This is a genomic window from Frigoribacterium sp. PhB160, assembly GCF_003751785.1.
GTDB lineage: Bacteria > Actinomycetota > Actinomycetes > Actinomycetales > Microbacteriaceae > Frigoribacterium.
This window is the reverse complement of sequence record NZ_RKIE01000001.1, coordinates 1,836,015-1,851,033: the sequence shown is the minus strand read 5'-3', so window position 1 is coordinate 1,851,033 and position 15,019 is coordinate 1,836,015. Positions and strand designations below refer to the sequence as shown.

Annotated in this window: 11 protein-coding genes; 5 read left to right on the top strand and 6 right to left on the bottom strand. The window is 74.0% G+C overall.

Annotated elements, in window-relative coordinates; all coding sequences use genetic code 11:
• The first annotated feature begins 7 nt into the window (after positions 1–7).
• A complete protein-coding gene (locus tag EDF38_RS08740) occupies positions 8–1,372 on the top strand; it encodes a sugar ABC transporter substrate-binding protein (RefSeq protein WP_123354869.1) in 1,365 nt (454 codons plus the stop codon).
• 219 nt (positions 1,373–1,591) lie between these two features.
• On the top strand, positions 1,592–1,840 hold the full coding sequence (locus EDF38_RS08735) for a hypothetical protein (protein WP_148061468.1): 249 nt from the start codon (positions 1,592–1,594) through the stop codon (positions 1,838–1,840).
• Between the two features lie 205 nt (positions 1,841–2,045).
• Here EDF38_RS08735 and EDF38_RS16345 read toward each other — a convergent pair whose 3' ends face one another.
• Genes EDF38_RS16345 through EDF38_RS08720 form a run of 3 tightly spaced genes read right to left on the bottom strand, consistent with a single transcriptional unit; the run spans position 2,046 to position 8,007 of the window.
• Positions 2,046–5,597 carry an ATP-binding protein gene (locus EDF38_RS16345; RefSeq protein ID WP_123354867.1) on the bottom strand — a complete coding sequence of 1,184 codons (3,552 nt, stop codon included), beginning with the start codon at positions 5,595–5,597 and terminating at the stop codon, positions 2,046–2,048.
• Positions 5,594–6,460: a DUF4194 domain-containing protein gene (locus tag EDF38_RS08725; RefSeq protein WP_123354866.1), complete on the bottom strand. Its 867-nt coding sequence runs from the start codon at positions 6,458–6,460 to the stop codon at positions 5,594–5,596. The genes EDF38_RS16345 and EDF38_RS08725 overlap by 4 nt, the downstream gene beginning before the upstream one ends.
• The gene (locus tag EDF38_RS08720) at positions 6,457–8,007 is read right to left on the bottom strand and encodes a DUF3375 family protein (RefSeq protein ID WP_158613336.1); all 1,551 of its coding nucleotides are present in this window, start codon (positions 8,005–8,007) and stop codon (positions 6,457–6,459) included. The genes EDF38_RS08725 and EDF38_RS08720 overlap by 4 nt, the downstream gene beginning before the upstream one ends.
• A gap of 171 nt (positions 8,008–8,178) precedes the next feature.
• Between EDF38_RS08720 and EDF38_RS08715 the strand changes: the two genes are divergently transcribed.
• Positions 8,179–11,688: a bifunctional RecB family nuclease/DEAD/DEAH box helicase gene (locus tag EDF38_RS08715; RefSeq protein WP_233572311.1), complete on the top strand. Its 3,510-nt coding sequence runs from the start codon at positions 8,179–8,181 to the stop codon at positions 11,686–11,688.
• On the opposite strand, the gene vsr is transcribed toward EDF38_RS08715, so the two are convergent.
• Positions 11,657–12,193, bottom strand: coding sequence for a DNA mismatch endonuclease Vsr (gene vsr / locus EDF38_RS08710; RefSeq protein WP_255409848.1), 537 nt, complete (start codon positions 12,191–12,193; stop codon positions 11,657–11,659). The two genes, EDF38_RS08715 and vsr, sit on opposite strands and share 32 nt — an antisense overlap.
• Positions 12,194–12,224: 31 nt before the next feature.
• The gene (locus EDF38_RS08705) at positions 12,225–12,803 is read right to left on the bottom strand and encodes a hypothetical protein (RefSeq protein WP_123354864.1); all 579 of its coding nucleotides are present in this window, start codon (positions 12,801–12,803) and stop codon (positions 12,225–12,227) included.
• Positions 12,804–12,988: 185 nt separating this feature from the next.
• Between EDF38_RS08705 and EDF38_RS08700 the strand changes: the two genes are divergently transcribed.
• Together EDF38_RS08700 and EDF38_RS08695 are read left to right on the top strand one after the other, a co-directional pair.
• Positions 12,989–13,333, top strand: coding sequence for a hypothetical protein (locus EDF38_RS08700; RefSeq protein WP_123354863.1), 345 nt, complete (start codon positions 12,989–12,991; stop codon positions 13,331–13,333).
• A gap of 247 nt (positions 13,334–13,580) precedes the next feature.
• Positions 13,581–14,483, top strand: coding sequence for a hypothetical protein (locus EDF38_RS08695; RefSeq protein WP_123354862.1), 903 nt, complete (start codon positions 13,581–13,583; stop codon positions 14,481–14,483).
• A 57-nt stretch (positions 14,484–14,540) separates the two neighbouring features.
• Here the strand turns inward: EDF38_RS08695 and EDF38_RS08690 are convergent, their stop codons facing one another.
• A complete protein-coding gene (locus tag EDF38_RS08690) occupies positions 14,541–15,014 on the bottom strand; it encodes a hypothetical protein (RefSeq protein ID WP_123354861.1) in 474 nt (157 codons plus the stop codon).
• Positions 15,015–15,019: the final 5 nt, after the last annotated feature.

Sequence of the window (15,019 nt, the reverse complement as noted above, 5' to 3'; positions counted from 1 at the left end):
GACAACCATGAACACGAAGAAGAAGAGGGGCCTGGCCGCCGCGATCGCGGTGCTGCCGATGCTCGCCGTCACCGCCTGCGCAGGCGGCGGCGGGGGCGGCGGCGACGCCAGCGGCGAGATCACCTACTGGCTGTGGGACTCGAACCAGCAGCCGGCCTACGAGCAGTGCGCGACCGACTTCGCCGCGGCGAACCCCGGCAGCACCGTGAACATCCAGCAGTTCGGCTGGGACGACTACTTCCAGACGCTCACGACGAGCCTCGTCGGCGGCGACGCCCCCGACGTCATCACGAACCACGCCTCGTTCTTCCCGCAGCTCGCGAGCACGGGGCAGCTGCTTCCCCTCGACGACGTGGTCGAGAGCGAGGGCATCGACTTCGACGACTACCAGGCCGGCATCCCCGAGCTCTGGGTCGGCGAGGACGGCGAGCGCTACGGGCTGCCGAAGGACTGGGACACCGTCGCGACGATCTACAACGCCCAGTACCTCGCCGACGCGGGCCTCACGCCGGAGTCGCTGCAGGACCTCAGCTGGAACCCCGAGGACGGCGGCACGTGGGAGCAGACCATCGCCCGCCTCTCGGTCGACGCGAACGGCGTGCGCGGCGACGAGCCGGGCTTCGACGCCTCGAACGTGGCGGTCTACGGCCTCGGCCTCAAGTCGAAGTCGGGCATCGGCGCCTTCGGCCAGACGCAGTGGAGCATGTACGCGCTCAGCAACGACTGGACCTACGCCGACAAGAACCCGTTCGGCACCGACTTCAACTACGACGACGAGAAGTTCATCGAGTCGATCGAGTGGTGGCGCTCGCTGGTCGAGAAGGGCTACATGCCGAGCTACCAGGCGGCGTCGTCGGGCGTCGGCATCCAGGAGGCGTTCGGCGCCGGACGCTACGCCCTCGCCACCGACGGCAGCTGGAACGCCAAGACCTACTTCAGCTTCGAGGGAGTCGAGGCGGGCATCGCCCCGCTGCCGAAGGGCCCCGACGGCGACCGTGCCGGCGTGCTGAACGGCCTGGCCGACTCGGTGCTGTCGACGACCGACCAGCCCGAGCTGTCGAAGAAGTGGGTCGGCTACCTGTCGTCGGCCGCCTGCCAGGACGTCGTGGCCGAGGCCGCGGTGGTCTTCCCGGCGCTGAACAGCTCGAGCGAGAAGGCGGCGACCGCGTTCGCGGACGCCGGCATCGACGTCTCGACCTACTACGACGCCGTCGCCGCGGGCGAGACCGAGCTGGCGCCGATCGCCAACCACTGGCTCGACGTGCTCGCCGTCATGGAGCCCGCGATGGAGTCGGTGCTGATCGGCCAGTCCGAGCCCGAGTCGCTCGCCGACGCCTCCGAGCAGGTCGACCAGCTCTTCGCGAACGACTGACCCCTGGCCCTGGCCCGGCCGGGCACGCGTGTCAACGGATCGTCGCCCTGCGGTGTCGGGGGCGACGACCCGTGGACACTCGCACGTCGACCGGGGCCCTGCCCGGGACGCGATCGTGGGAGGCGCGGGTCGGCCGGCCCGCGCCTCCCGCGCTCCTGGGCCGGCCGGGTCCGCCGGGCGGGCGAGGCGGGTGTCGCCCCGGAGGCCTAGGCTCGTCGGATGCTTGTGGGAGTGCTCGTCATCGTCCTCGCGATCGTCGCCGTCGTCGGTGGCCTCGTCGCCATCGCGTGCGTGGGCGCTCCGGTGGTCGGCGGGTGGTCGGACGACGCGGCGGCCCCGGCGATCCTCGCGGGCATGGGCGTGCTGCTCGTCTCCGTCCTGGCGGGGACCTGGCGGGCGAACACCGCGGCGCGTGCCGTCAGCGACGGCGAGGGCGCTGGCGAGGGCAGGGCGTCTCCTCGCGCCTGAGGGCTCGGACCCCGGGCTGACGCCCGGTCGTTCCGCCCCGCTCGAGTCATTCCGCCCGCAGGCGGCACGTGACGTTCGCGAGCGTTCCCTCTCGAGCGCGCTCGTCCACGTATCGTCGTCGGTGACGCGTGCGGGCGACGATTCGTGGACACTCTCGCCACGGGTCAGGCCGGGCCGGGCTTGCTCGGCCCGGCCGCGCCCGGGCCTACTCGAGCAGGGCGGGGTCGAGGCCGTGGCGCTCGATCTCGACCGCCTGCCGGATCGTCAGCGGGTAGATGCGCGAGAGCTCCGGCCGGGCCGGATCGCTCGTGATGTAGGCGACGCTCTCGACGTGCTGCTCGAACGCCGCCACCTTGTCGCGCGGCGCCCCCACGACGAGCTGGAAGCCGAGCGACCGGAGGGCCGCCAGCGACCGCCCGGTGTACTCGGCGTCGGCCTTGACGAAGCCCTCGTCGAGCACGATCGGAGCGTAGGTCGGCACCCGGTCGCTGCCGTCGCCCAGCCGGAACCGCAACGCTGCCCCGAGGACGAACGCGATGAGCTCCTGGCCCTCGCCGCCCGACTTGCCCGCGACGCCCTCGTGCACGACCTGCGTCCCGTCGGCCCGCGTCTCGATCGCGCGGAACTGGTAGTGCTCCCGCGCGTCGAGCACCCGGCGTCGCCAGGCGTCGCCGATCTTCGACCGCTCCTCGAGGTGCGCCAGGTCGCGCCGCAGCGCGAGGAAGCGCCGCTCGACCTCGGCCGGGTCCGACGAGCCGCCGCCGGTACTCCCGGCACCCCCGGCCGCCGCGGCCGCTGTGTGCTCCCGCAGCGTCCGCCGGAACTCGACCAGGTCGCTGTTCGACACCGGCCGCGGCTCGATGTCGAGGGTCGAGCCCTCGCGGAACTCGATCTCGCGCAGCGCCTGCGAGATGGGCCGGACCCCACGGCGGATGACGTGGCCGTCCTCCTCGATCTGCACGAGCAGGGCGCGGAGGCTGTCGCCCACGTCGCTCCCGGCCTTCGCGAGCCAGCGTTGCTTCGCGTGCGGCAGGTCGTCGTCGAGCAACGTCCGGTGGATCGCCAGCACCGTCGGCAGGCTGTCGATCGTCGCGTCGACGCCGGCGCTCGGGTCGAGCTCGAGGTACCGGGCGAAGACGAGCTCGAGGGTCAGCTCGTGCTGCGCCCGCTCGCGGTCGTGTCCGTCGACCTGCGCCCGCAGCTGAGCGGCCGCCTCGCGGTACGAACGCTCGACGTCGGCCGCCTCGCGCGGCGCGCTGAACGGCAGGGGTGCGAGCAGCGCCCGCTCGGCGTCGGTGAGCGGCTCGGCGTCGGTGAGGGCGTCGGTGAAGGCGTCCTCGAGGTCGACGAGCGTCGCGTGCTCCTGCTCGAGCTGGTCGAGTCGCTGCTGCACCTCCGCACCGCGTCTCACGGCCGCGAGACGGTCGTCGTCGGCGGAGGCCGCTCGGGCCTGCAGCGTCGCGATCTCGGGCTGTTCGACGGCGACCCTCTCCAGCTGGCCGAGGAGGTCGGCGAGGCGTGCCCGGGCGGGCGCGGCGTCGACGTCCGACCACGACGTCTCGACGGCGCGCTCGACGGTCTCGACGACGCGGCGACGGGCGCCGGCGGCCGTCTCGGCGGCGTCCCACTCCGCGCGTGCGGCGTCGAGCGAGCGGGTCAGCTCCCCGAGCTCGTCGACGAGCTCGGCGACGCGGGCCGCGTTGTCGAGCCCGATCCACGAGCGCTGTCGCCGGTCGTCCTTCGTGACGCGGCGGCCCGACCCGGTGCGGAGCCCCGCACGGGTGACCGCCCCGCGCACGCCGTCGGGCAGCGCGGAGTCGAGATCGTCGGCGCCCTCGACGCAGAGCACGCTGCGCTCGGCGACGAGCTCGTCGTGCAGCCAGCCGCGGTAGGGGCTGGTCTCGTCGAGCACGAGCATCGACGGGACCGTGCGCGCGATCGGCGTCAGCCGTGCCGAGAGCCCGGGGGTCGCGGGCACGAGCGTCACGCGACCGCGCATGTCCTCGGCGTCGACGAAGCGGCGCACCGCCGCGAAGTCGTCAGGGTCGACGAGGAGGTGCGTGGCCAGGTCGCCCACGACCCTCTCGACCGCGGTCGTCCAGCCTCCGTGCTCGGGGCCGACCTCCATCAGCTCGCCGGCGTAGGGCAGCCGTGCGGCCGGCACGCCGGTGCCGTCGGCGATGCGGCGACGTCGCTCCACGGCCTCGTCGGGGACGTTGCTGCGGCGTCGCTCGAACGACTCCTTCTGCCGCTGGCGCTCGCCCACGGCCCGGCGCGTCTCCGAGATGCGCGCCCCCAGGTCTCCCCGCAGCTCGTCGTGCTCGCGACGGGCGGCGGCCTCCTCGGCGGCGAGCGACGCGGCCCGGCCGCGCAGCGCCTCCAGCTCCTCGCTGGTCGTCGGCACGGCCTCGCCGACGCTCTCGAGCGGCGCGGCGAAGCGGCGGTGCTGCGCCTCGACCCGGGCGACGGCGTCCTCTGCCCAGCGCACCTGCTCGCGGAGCGACCGGGAGGGGTCGCCGCCGAGGTCGGCGATCTGGGCCAGGGCCTGCTCGCGGTCGCGGAGGGCGGCGTCCTCGTCGTCGGCGGCGCGCCTCCTCGTGTCGGTCAGCTCGCGCTTCTCGGACTGGACGCGGTCGACCTGGCCGCGCACCTGGTCGCCGACCTTCTCGGCGAGCCAGACGCGCAGGCGCGTCGGCTCCGTGACGCCCGCGACGCCGCTCGTGAGCAGGGCGCGCCCCGCGGTCGCGTCGTCGCCGGCCGCGCGCCAGCGCTCGGCGAGCCCGGGCACCGGCTCGAGCACCTCGAGCTTGCGACGGGTCGTCTCGAACACGTCGTACAGCTGCGAGGCCTCGCGATACGTGCCGAGCGTCGTCTCCCAGCGCGACAGCGCCTTCGGCTGCGTCAGGACGAACTGCTTGAAGAGCTCGTCGATCGAGAAGACGCCCTTCGACGCCTGGGCGCGGCGCAGCAGCGTCAGGGCCTTGAGCTGCGACTCGTCGCTGCCGCCGATGCCGAGCCGGCCGCAGAGCCGCACGCGCAGCTCGGGCTGCGAGTAGGTGACGAGGTCGGTCGCGGGGTCGAGCAGCTTGGCGATCGAGCCCTTCGTCAGGGGCGACGTGCTCGTGCCCTCGCGCCGCACCTCGGTGAGGCGGCCGAGGTCGAAGCGGCCGGCGACGAGCAGGTAGACGCTCGCCTGGGTGACGTCGTCCTGGCTCGAGGTGTCGGCGCTGATCCAGGCGAGGCGGACGGCCGTGAGGGTCTCGCCGAGCTCGGTGCTCCACGTGATGGCGGCGCCGCTCGCGAACGACTCGCCGAGCGGGCGGAGGAAGCGCGTCGTCGTCTGGTCCGACCCGGCGTCGCGCACCTCGTCGGTCTTGCCGCGGGCGTAGCTGTAGACGGTGCGCTCGGAGCGCTGGCGGGCGTCGTCGCGGGCGGCCCGGTTGAACTCCTGCGGGTTCGGCATGATGACCGACGACATGGCGTCGAGCACGGTCGACTTGCCTCGTCCGGTCGGGCCGAGGATCGCGATGCCCCCGCGCCCCACGGGCATGCGGTGCAGCCCCGCGTAGCTGCCCCAGTTGAGCAGCTGCACGAGCTCGATCCGGTACTGCCCGGAGTGGAACATGCCGTCGTCGCGCCGCAGGTCGTCGTCGCCCGGCAGCGCGTCGTCGGCCCTGGCGGCGTCGCGGGCGGCAGCGTCGGAGGCGGGCAGCTCGTCGGCGAGGTCGCCGGGGGCAGGGGTGTCGGCGAGCGTCATGCGCGGTCGTCCTCCGGGGCGTCGAGGTCGAGGGTGACGGCGGTCGGGTCGGGGGCCGGGGCGTCGCCGGTCGTGTCGGCCGCCTCCGACGCCTCTCCTGCGAGGTCGTCCAGATCGTCAGGGGACGAGGAGGCGCGGGTCGACCCGTCGAGGTCGGTCCCGTCCCCGAGGTCGCCGGGGTCGCCCTCGGGGTCGACGTCTCGCCCGGCCTCGAGGAACATCGCCTCGATCTGCACGAGCCGGTCGGGCGTCACGAGGGGCACGACGGCCGGCGCGACGACGAAGAGCGTGGGGTCGTCGCTCTCGGGGAGGAGCAGGTCACGGGCGACCATGGCCGCGATCGCGGCGTCGACGCGGCGAGCCGAGCGCAGCTCGTCGTGGGCGGCGTCGTCGTGGAACCGGGCGAGGAACTCGGCGACCTGGTCGCGCGACACCACGACCGCCTCGTCGGCGGCGTCGGTGTAGGCGTGCTCTCGACGCAGGAAGACGAGCAGCAGCGTCGCGTCGCGCGACAGCGGCTTCTCGCGACGGAGCAGGACGGGCACGTCGTCCTGCCCGCTCTGGCGCTTGAACGCGACCTCGTAGCCGTGGTCGACCTCGAGCACGAGGAACATCTCGGCGAGGCGGGCGCGGATCTCCGGTTCGTACGCCAGGAGGCCGGCCCACGCCTCCTGCTGGCGGGAGCGGGAGACGAAGCGGTGGGTCAGCAGCGTGACGAGGGCCTTGCGACCGGCGAGGGGGAGCTCGTCGCGCAGGCCGGCGGCGGGCGAGGGCGCGGGCGAGGGCGAGGGCGGGGCGTCGGAGGCCGGGGCGACGGAGATCGCCGGGGCGCCGACCGGCTCGTCGGTGGGTGTCGTGGTCATGCGGTCTCGCTCTCGCGGGGCTGGGCGGGGTCGGGGAGGAGGGGCGCGTGGTCGGCCCCGGGAGGCCCGTCGCGGCGTGGGGGACGGCGGGGGAAGACGAGGCGGGGCAGCGTGACCTCGCGCACCGCGCCTCCGGCGGTGGTGAGGGCGACCGTCTCGGTGTCGTCCGCGACGACTCCGTGGTCGACGGCGAGGTCGAGCATGCTGAGGACGAGGCCGAGCCGTCGGAACTCGGGGTCGGTCGCGTCGTAGACCTCGGCGCTGGTGACCTCGTCGGGTGCGTCGTCGGCGTCGAGCAGCCGCTCGACCGTCGCGGCGACGGCGGCCGTGCTCGTGCCCGCGGTGAGACGGAGGGCGGCCCGGTCGGCCGCGGGCAGCGCGACGTCGCCCTCGTCGACCTGCACCTCGACGGTGGGGCGGCCGCGGTCGCTCCAGGGCTGCAGCTGACTCACGTCGACGACGTCGAGCGCACCGAGTCCGAGGACGTCGCGGGGCACGAGCACGTGGCCCGGCTGTCGCTCGGCCCAGGCGCCGCCGGCGTGGAGGGCGCGCTCGGCGAGCGTGAGCACCCGCTGCTGGCGCTCGGCACCGGTGCGGCTGAGGAACCGGCGCAACGACGAGGTCCAACGGCCGTAGGTCTCCTGCACCGACTGCTCCTCCGAGAGCAGCGACGAGATGAGGGTCTCGAGCTGCGCCCGCTGGTGGTCGCTCAGCTGCTCGGCGGAGGCGGGCTGCGTGAGGATCGCCTCGATGTCGGCGCGCATGACGTCGATCTCGCGCGACGACAGCATCTGCGCGAAGCCGCGGTAGGCGCGCCCCTCGGGCGTCTGCTCGAGGAGGTCGTTCTCACGGAGGTACTGGTCGACGAGGGCGCCCTTGCCGACGTGCTCGGTGGAGGCGCGGCGGGCGACGACCCGGTGGCGCTGCTCGACGAGGGAGCTGAGCTGGCGGAAGTCCTCCGGCAAGGACGCGGTCAGCCGGACGACCTCGCGCACCTGCCGGGCCAGCTGGTCGGACGTCGGCGGCTCGACGTGGCCGCCGGCGACGGCCGCGCGACGGCGCTGCAGCTCGGCGATCTGGTCGTCGAGGCGGGCCAGCTGCGACTCGGGACTCGGGTCGGCGAGGCCGGCGAGGTGGTGCACGGCGTGGGCGATGCTGCCGAGGCGGGCCTCGCTCACGACGCTGTCGTGCTCGATCGTCTCCCGGACGATGCGCAGCGCCCGGAGGCTGTGCTGGGAGAGGCGGTAGCGGGCGCCGGTCTCGCGGGCGCCGGTGCGGATCAGCCAGCCGTTGTCGACCCAGCCTCGGCAGTGGTCGGCCGGGGTGGCGAGCTGCTCGGGGTCGATCGCCTCCTGCGCCTCGCTCACGCGGCGGTGGAACCAGTCGGCCGAGACGGGGCCCTCGGCGTGCTCGAGGGAGCGGGAGAACAGGGGGAGCACCCACCGCGCGTTGGTGCTGCGGAGCAATGCCCAGGTCGGGTCGTCGTCCCACGCGCCGACGACGTCGTCACGGGTCAGGGCCTCGTGCCCCGACGGGTCGTCCACCACGCTGCCTCCCGGATCGTCGACGGACGAGCCTACCGCGCGGGAGGCACGGGCCCGGGCGGTGCGGTGAGGCCCGGGGGAGGCGCGGGGTCGGCCGGGTGCTCGAGGCCGGGCGGGTGCGCGGCGGCCGGCGGTGTCGGTCATCGGCGCTAGCGTGACGGCAGCGCCGCACCGGTGCACCCCGCCACCCACGAACCGGAGGACGCCATCTACCTCGACGACGACACCGTGGTCACCAGCCCGAGCGACCTGTCGACCTGGACCGCCTGCGAGTGGGCCTTCCTCCGCCGGCTCGACGCGAAGCTCGGCCGCGTCGAGCTGGCCGACGAGGCGCCGGACGCCATGCTCGACCGCACGGCGAGGCTGGGAGACGACCACGAGGTGCGCTTCCTCCAGACGCTGCGCGAGACGCACGAGGTCGTCGAGTTCGAGCGCCCGCCGCGCGACGGGTACCCGGCGGCGGCAGCGGCTGCCCTGCAGGCGATGCGCGACGGTGTCGAGGTGCTCTACCAGGCGACCTTCTTCGACGGCTCCTTCATCGGGTTCTCCGACTTCCTCCTGCGTGACGACGAGGGCCGCTACGAGGTCTACGACACGAAGCTCGCCCGCCACGCGAAGATCCCCGCGCTCCTGCAGCTCGCGGCGTACGCCGAGCAGATCGAGGCGCTCGGGGTGGCCGTCGGACCGCGGGTGCACCTCGTGCTCGGCGACGGGACGACCTCCTCGCACGACCTCGCCGACATCGCGCCGGTGCACCGGGCCCAGCGCCGTCGGCTCCGCGCCTCCGTCGACGACCGGGTGCGCGCCTCCTCGCCCCTGGCCTGGGGAGATCCCGACGTCGCCGCCTGCGGCCGCTGCTCGCAGTGCGCGCCGCAGGTCGAGGCCCACCGCGACCTCGTGCTCGTCGCGGGCATGTCGCTCGGCCGACGGTCGGCCCTCATCGACGCGGGGGTGACGACGATCGACGCGCTCGCCGAGCGCGAGTCGCCGGTGCCCGGCGTCGGCGGGGCCGCGCTCGCGCGGCTCCGGGCCCAGGCGCAGCTGCAGCTCGCGAGCGAGGCCGGACGACCGACCGTGCGACTCGTCGACCCGGGCGCGCTCGCCGCGATCCCCGCGCCCGACGACGGCGACCTGTTCTTCGACTTCGAGGGCGACCCCCTGCACAGCGAGGGCGACGCGACGGTGTGGGGGCTCGACTACCTCTTCGGCAGCGTCGACCAGGAGGCGCGGTACACGCCGTTCTGGGCGCACGACCTCCGAGAAGAACGCGTCGCCCTGGTCGACTTCCTCGCGTTCGTGCGGGCTCGACGGGCGGAGCACCCGGGCATGCACGTCTACCACTACGCGGCGTACGAGCGCACGCACCTGTTGTCTCTGGCCGCTCGCCACGGCGTCGGCGAGACGGAGGTCGACGACCTGCTCCGGGACGGGGTGCTCGTCGACCTCTACCCGGTGGTGCGGGCCGCCCTGGTCGTCGGCTCGCGCAGCTACTCGATCAAGGCCCTCGAGCCGCTCTACATGGGCGACGACGCGCGCGGCAAGGGGGAGGGCGACGTCGCGAACGGCGCCGACAGCATCACGGCGTACGTCGACGCGATCACCGCCCTCCGGGCCGGCGACCCCGCCGGGCAGACCCGGCTCGACCAGGTCGCCGACTACAACGAGTACGACTGCCGCTCGACGCTGCGGCTCCGTGACTGGCTGCTGTTGCTCGTCCCGGCGGCACCCGACGGCGCACCGGCCGCCTCCGACGACCTGCTGCCGCTCGTCGACGACGAGCGCGTGAAGGCCGAGCCCGACCCCGTCTTCGTCGAGCTGTCGGCCCTCCTCGCCGACGTCGACCCGCTCGACCGCACGGCGGACGAGACCGCGCTCGCCCTCGCCGCGGCCGCCATCGACTACCACCGCCGCGAGGCCAAGACCTTCTGGCAAGAGCACTTCGACCGCCTGCGCGGCCCCGTCGACGACTGGGCCGACACGCGCGACGTGTTCGTCGTCGAGCGGGCCGAGGTCGTGCGCGACTGGGACCGTCTGCCCCGCGCCCGCACGCTGTCCCGCGACCTGCGCCTCGCGGGGTCGCTCGCGCCCGGCAGCCGCCTCTCCGTCGGCGGGCCGTCGCCGCACCTCGTCTACGACGCGCCGCTGCCGCCCACCGTGCGGGCGGCGGGGCCCGGACTCCGGGGCGCCGTCGCCCGGGCCACCGTGCTCGACGTCGACGCGGCGGGCGACCGCGTCGTGCTGCTCGTCAAGGAGTCGCTGGCGAGCGGCGGCGAGCCGCACCACCAGTTCCCGCTGGCCCTGACGCCCGCTGCCCCGCCCCGCGCGGCTCCGCAGCCGGAGGCCATCTCGGAGTGGGGTCGCGCGGTGCTCGACGCGCTGCCGTCGCCCCTGCCCGACCCGGCGCTCGACCTCCTGCGGCGCGTACCGCCTCGGGGACGGGACGCGTCGGCCGCGTCCGCCGTCGTGCCCGTCGTGGGCGACGACACCGTCGGCGCGGTGATGGCGACCTTGCTCGGGCTCGACCGGTCGTACCTGGCGGTCCAGGGCCCCCCGGGCACGGGCAAGACCTACGTCGGATCGACCGTCGTGGCTCGGCTCGTCACCGAGCACGGCTGGCGCGTCGGCATCGTCGGCCAGTCGCACGCGGTGGTCGAGAACTTCCTCGACGCGGTGGTGGCGAAGGGGGTCGACCCGTCGCGGGTGGTGAAGGTGCCGAAGGTCGGACGCACCGCCGACGAGCTCGAGGCCCTGTCGTGGACCCCCGTCAAGAACGGCGCCGCGGTGGCGGAGTTGCTCGGCGGCCACGGCGAGACCGGCGGAGTCGTCGGCGGCACCGCCTGGACCTTCGCCAACGCGGACACCGTCGCGCGTGGCTCGCTCGACCTGCTCGTCGTGGACGAGGCCGGCCAGTTCTCCCTGGCGCCGACGATCGCCTCGTCGGTCGCGACGCAGCGCCTGCTGCTGCTCGGCGACCCGCAGCAGCTGCCGCAGGTCAGCCAGGGGCAGCACCCGGAGCCGGTCGACGAGTCGGCGCTCGGGTGGCTGGCCGACGGGCACGACGTGCTGCCGGCATCGCTCGGCTACTTCCTCTCGCGGACCTACCGGATGCACCCCGCCGTCACGGAGCCGGTGTCGCGGCTCTCGTACGAGGGTGCCCTCGAGTCGAGGGCACCGGAGCGGTCGCTCGACGGCGTCGAGCCGGGCCTGCACGTGGTGCCCGTGCTGCACTCGGGCAACACGACGTCGTCGACGGAGGAGGCGGCCCGGGTCGTCGAGCTCGTGGCGTCGATCGTCGGACGGTCGTGGTCGGACGAGCGAGGCACGCGCCTGCTGACCGACGACGACGTGATCGTCGTGGCCCCGTACAACGCTCAGGGCGCCGTCATCCGAGAGGCGCTCGACACCGCGGGGCTGACGGGGACGACCGTCGGTACCGTCGACCTCTTCCAGGGCCGGGAGGCCGTGGTGGCCATCGTGTCGCTGGCCGCGTCGTCGGCCGCGGACATCCCGCGCGGACTCGAGTTCCTCCTGATGCCCAACCGCCTCAACGTGGCGATCTCGCGTGCGAAGTGGGCGGCCTACCTGGTCCACTCGCCCGCCCTCGCCTCGTCGATGCCGACCTCGATCGCCGGCCTCGGCCTGCTCTCGCGCTTCATCGACCTGCTGGAGACGCCCGGGGCCTGAGCGCTGGTCGCCAGGCCCGAGGTCGGCCCCACCGACCCGGGCCGTTGACGGCCGACGCCGCGAGCAACACCGCCTCCGTCGACGCGACGACCTCGTCGACCGAGGAGTGCTCCCAGACGCGCACGACGATCCACCCGTCGTCCCGGAGGGCAGCGTCGTGTCGAGCGTCCCTCTGACGGTTCGCCAGGAGCTTCGCGTGCCAGTACTCGGCGTTGGCGTTCGGCAGGTGCGTGTGCTGCGGGCAGTAGTGCCAGAAGCACCCGTCGACGAAGACCGCGACCCCGAGGCGGGGGAAGAGCAGGTCGGGCCTGCACCGTGACCCGTCGCGCAGGGGGCGGTCGACGAAGAAACGCCATCCCCGCCGGTGCAGCTCTCGGCGCAGCAGCAGCTCGGGCCGGGTGTCGCGTCGACGGATCCGGCTCATGCGCGTGCGCGTCGCCGGGTCGGAGACGAAGGGGAACGTCGCCGCCGTAGTCGGTGCCTGCAGGCGCGGACGAGGGGTCACGAGAGCGATCGACCGACGGGGACCCGGGGCGTCAGGCACGCCCGTCCGCCGGGTCGCCCTGGCCGTCGACGCGAGCGCGGCGTGCCGTGCGCTGCTCGAAGCGCTCCTGGTACTGGGCGCAGGCGAGGCACGCACAGTCGTAGTCGTGGGGCCCCACGAAGAGGGCCGGCCGGGGGAAGTCGCTGATCTCCGGGTAGTCGCGGAAGCTGAAGCGAGGGAACGTCCCGATCACCGTGTCGTCGTCGTACTGGGCGTGTCCGAGGTAGTTCCACGTCGACAGGTCGGGGTGGTCCCGGAAGCCCTCGTCGAGGCGATGCTCCGTGTAGCCGTCCCCGCTGGTGGTGGAGCCTGCGGCGTACCAGGCGAGCACGATGTGCACCGGGGCGAAGAGGCCGTCGCAGTCGTCGCGCAGCGCCTCCACGATCCCTGCCACGGCCTGGTGGGGATGGCCGTCGCCCGGTCTCTCGACCCTCGACACCTTCTCGAGCCGGAGGTCGGCGTCGAGGGACATCACGTACAGGGGCCGCCGCTCGTCGGCCTTCTCGTGGGCGTCGAGGAGGACGGTGGGCATGAGGACCTGGTGGATGTCGTATCCGGCTTCGATGATCATCGGGCCACGGTGACCGATGCTGCGGGGCTCGTGGGGCGCCTCCTCGTGGTCCTGGGGACATTGCATGCTCGCCGCGCGCTGTGGAGGGATGACCGGGCAAGGCCGGCAGAGCGGGGGCATCGGCAGGTTTCGTCCAGCGGAGCCCGACTACCGTCGCGGAGTACCCCTGTCAGGAGAGGAGAACCGTGCTCGACGCCGCCAGCTTCGTCGCCGTCCTCCTGCTGCTCCTCGGGGTCGTGGCGCTCGCCGTGTTCGTGCCGTTGGTCGCCTCCTTCCTCCTCGACGGCATCGTCGCCATGATGCGGGGACGCGGGCTCAAGGCGTTCGCCCTCGCGGCTTTCTCGACGCTGGCCACCGCCCTGGCGGGCCTCGGGCTGCTCATCGCGTCGCGCGCGGTCACCCACGACCCGGCCGGGCTCGGCTCGACGGAGGAGGGGCTCAGCACCGTGCTCGCCTTCCTCGCTCCGGCCATGTGCGTCCTCGGCGTCGTGCAGGCGTTCCGCCGCATCACCGGTCGCCGGACGGTCTGAGCCCGGTCGTCCCTCCCCGGCGAGGCCGTACCGTCGTCCGTCCACGATCAGCCCGGCGAGGGTGGCGCGTCGCGACGGGTGCCGCCAGAGTGGCGGGATGACGAGTGCACCACCGCCCCCGCCCCCTTCCGGCCCCAGCCCTGCCCGCACGCCCGCCCCTCCCGGCGGAACCACGCTCGGCGACGGTCGCCCCCGCGGACCACAGCGCTCGGGCTCCGAGCGCCTCTTCGACGAGGTCCGTCCCCTCGTGCTCCGCGCGATCGTCGGTTCGATCATCGCCGCGGCCCTCGTCGGCGTGGCCTCCGCCCTGACCGGCTCCTTCGGCGACACCTCCTGGCGACTGCTCGGCACCATCGGCCTCTTCGTCTTCTTCGCCCTCTGCAGCTGGTACGACGCCGACGTGTCGGGCAAGCGATCGGCCGCGTTCGGGTTCACGAGCATCGGCGTCAGCATCCTGCTGCTCGTCATCGGGGTGCAGAAGCTCTGGCTCGGCACGAGCGGCGAGGGCGATCTCCTGCGGTGGCTGTGGGTCGCGGCCGTCGGCCGGGTCGCCCTCCTGCACGTGCATCTGCTGCTGACGAACAAGCGGCGCTTCACGACGCCGACCATGCAGCGCGTGACGATCGGCACCATCGCGCTCGTGGCGGTCCTCGCGACCATGCTGAGCGTGCCGTTCGTCGTCGTGCAGCCCGACTACCCCGAGGGGTACTGGCGCGTGGTCGTCGCGGTGGCCATCCTCGACCTCCTCGGCACGGTGCTCATCCCGCTCGTCTTCGTCCTCTTCCACTCGGCCGCTGCCACGACCGGCGCCGGAGGCGCGGGCCGGCCACCGCAGACCGCCCCTGCCCCGGCGACTCGCCCCGGCACCCTCGCGCCGATGCCTCCCGTCGGCGCGGGCGAGCACGGCGGTCCGACCAGGCCGGCGGCGGACGCGTGGCAGCACCAGGCCCCTGTCGATCACCGGGCTCCGGTGGCACCGGTGGTGGCCTCGCCGACCGGCCTCCCAGGCTCGCTGCCGCCCGCAGGGGCCTACCCCGCGTTGACCGTCCCGTACCTGCTCGAGTGGCCGCGGTACATCAACGGTCAGCCGTTGTCGGTCGGGCGTGACGGGACGCCCGACTTCACCGGTGTGCAGGGCTACTCGGGCTGAGCGGGGCCTGCTCAGGCGTCGGCGCGGGGTGAGAGGGCCGCGTCGGGCCGGGTCGGGTCAGCGACCAGGTCGGCGTGACGTCGCGAAGAGCGCCGCGGCGACGACCGTGAGAACGACTGCCGGGACCAGCAGCGGCGACACCCCGTCGGAGAACGCACCGCCCAGGCCTGTCGGGGTGCCGTAGGCGACGACGACCTCGCCGATCCCCAGGAGCACGAGGCCGAAGGCCGAGCCGAGCAGTGCCACTCGGCCGAGGTCGTGCAGCCGCTGGGCGTGCTCGACAGGCGTGCGGTTGGCCCCCGAGCCCGTCGAGGACCGGGTCTGCCCGGGGCCGCGGCGACGAGTCGTGAGCCAGAGCAGCACGGCGACGACCGCGAGCAGCAGGGGGACGACGCTCCCGATCGTCAACGTGGTCTGGACGACCCCGAAGAGGGCGTTCGTCCCCGTGGGCGCGGCCGTTGCGCCCGTCGCCGTGGTCGAGGGGATCGACGTCGCGGCAGCCACGGCGCCGAGGTGCGTCGAGGTCATCATCACGG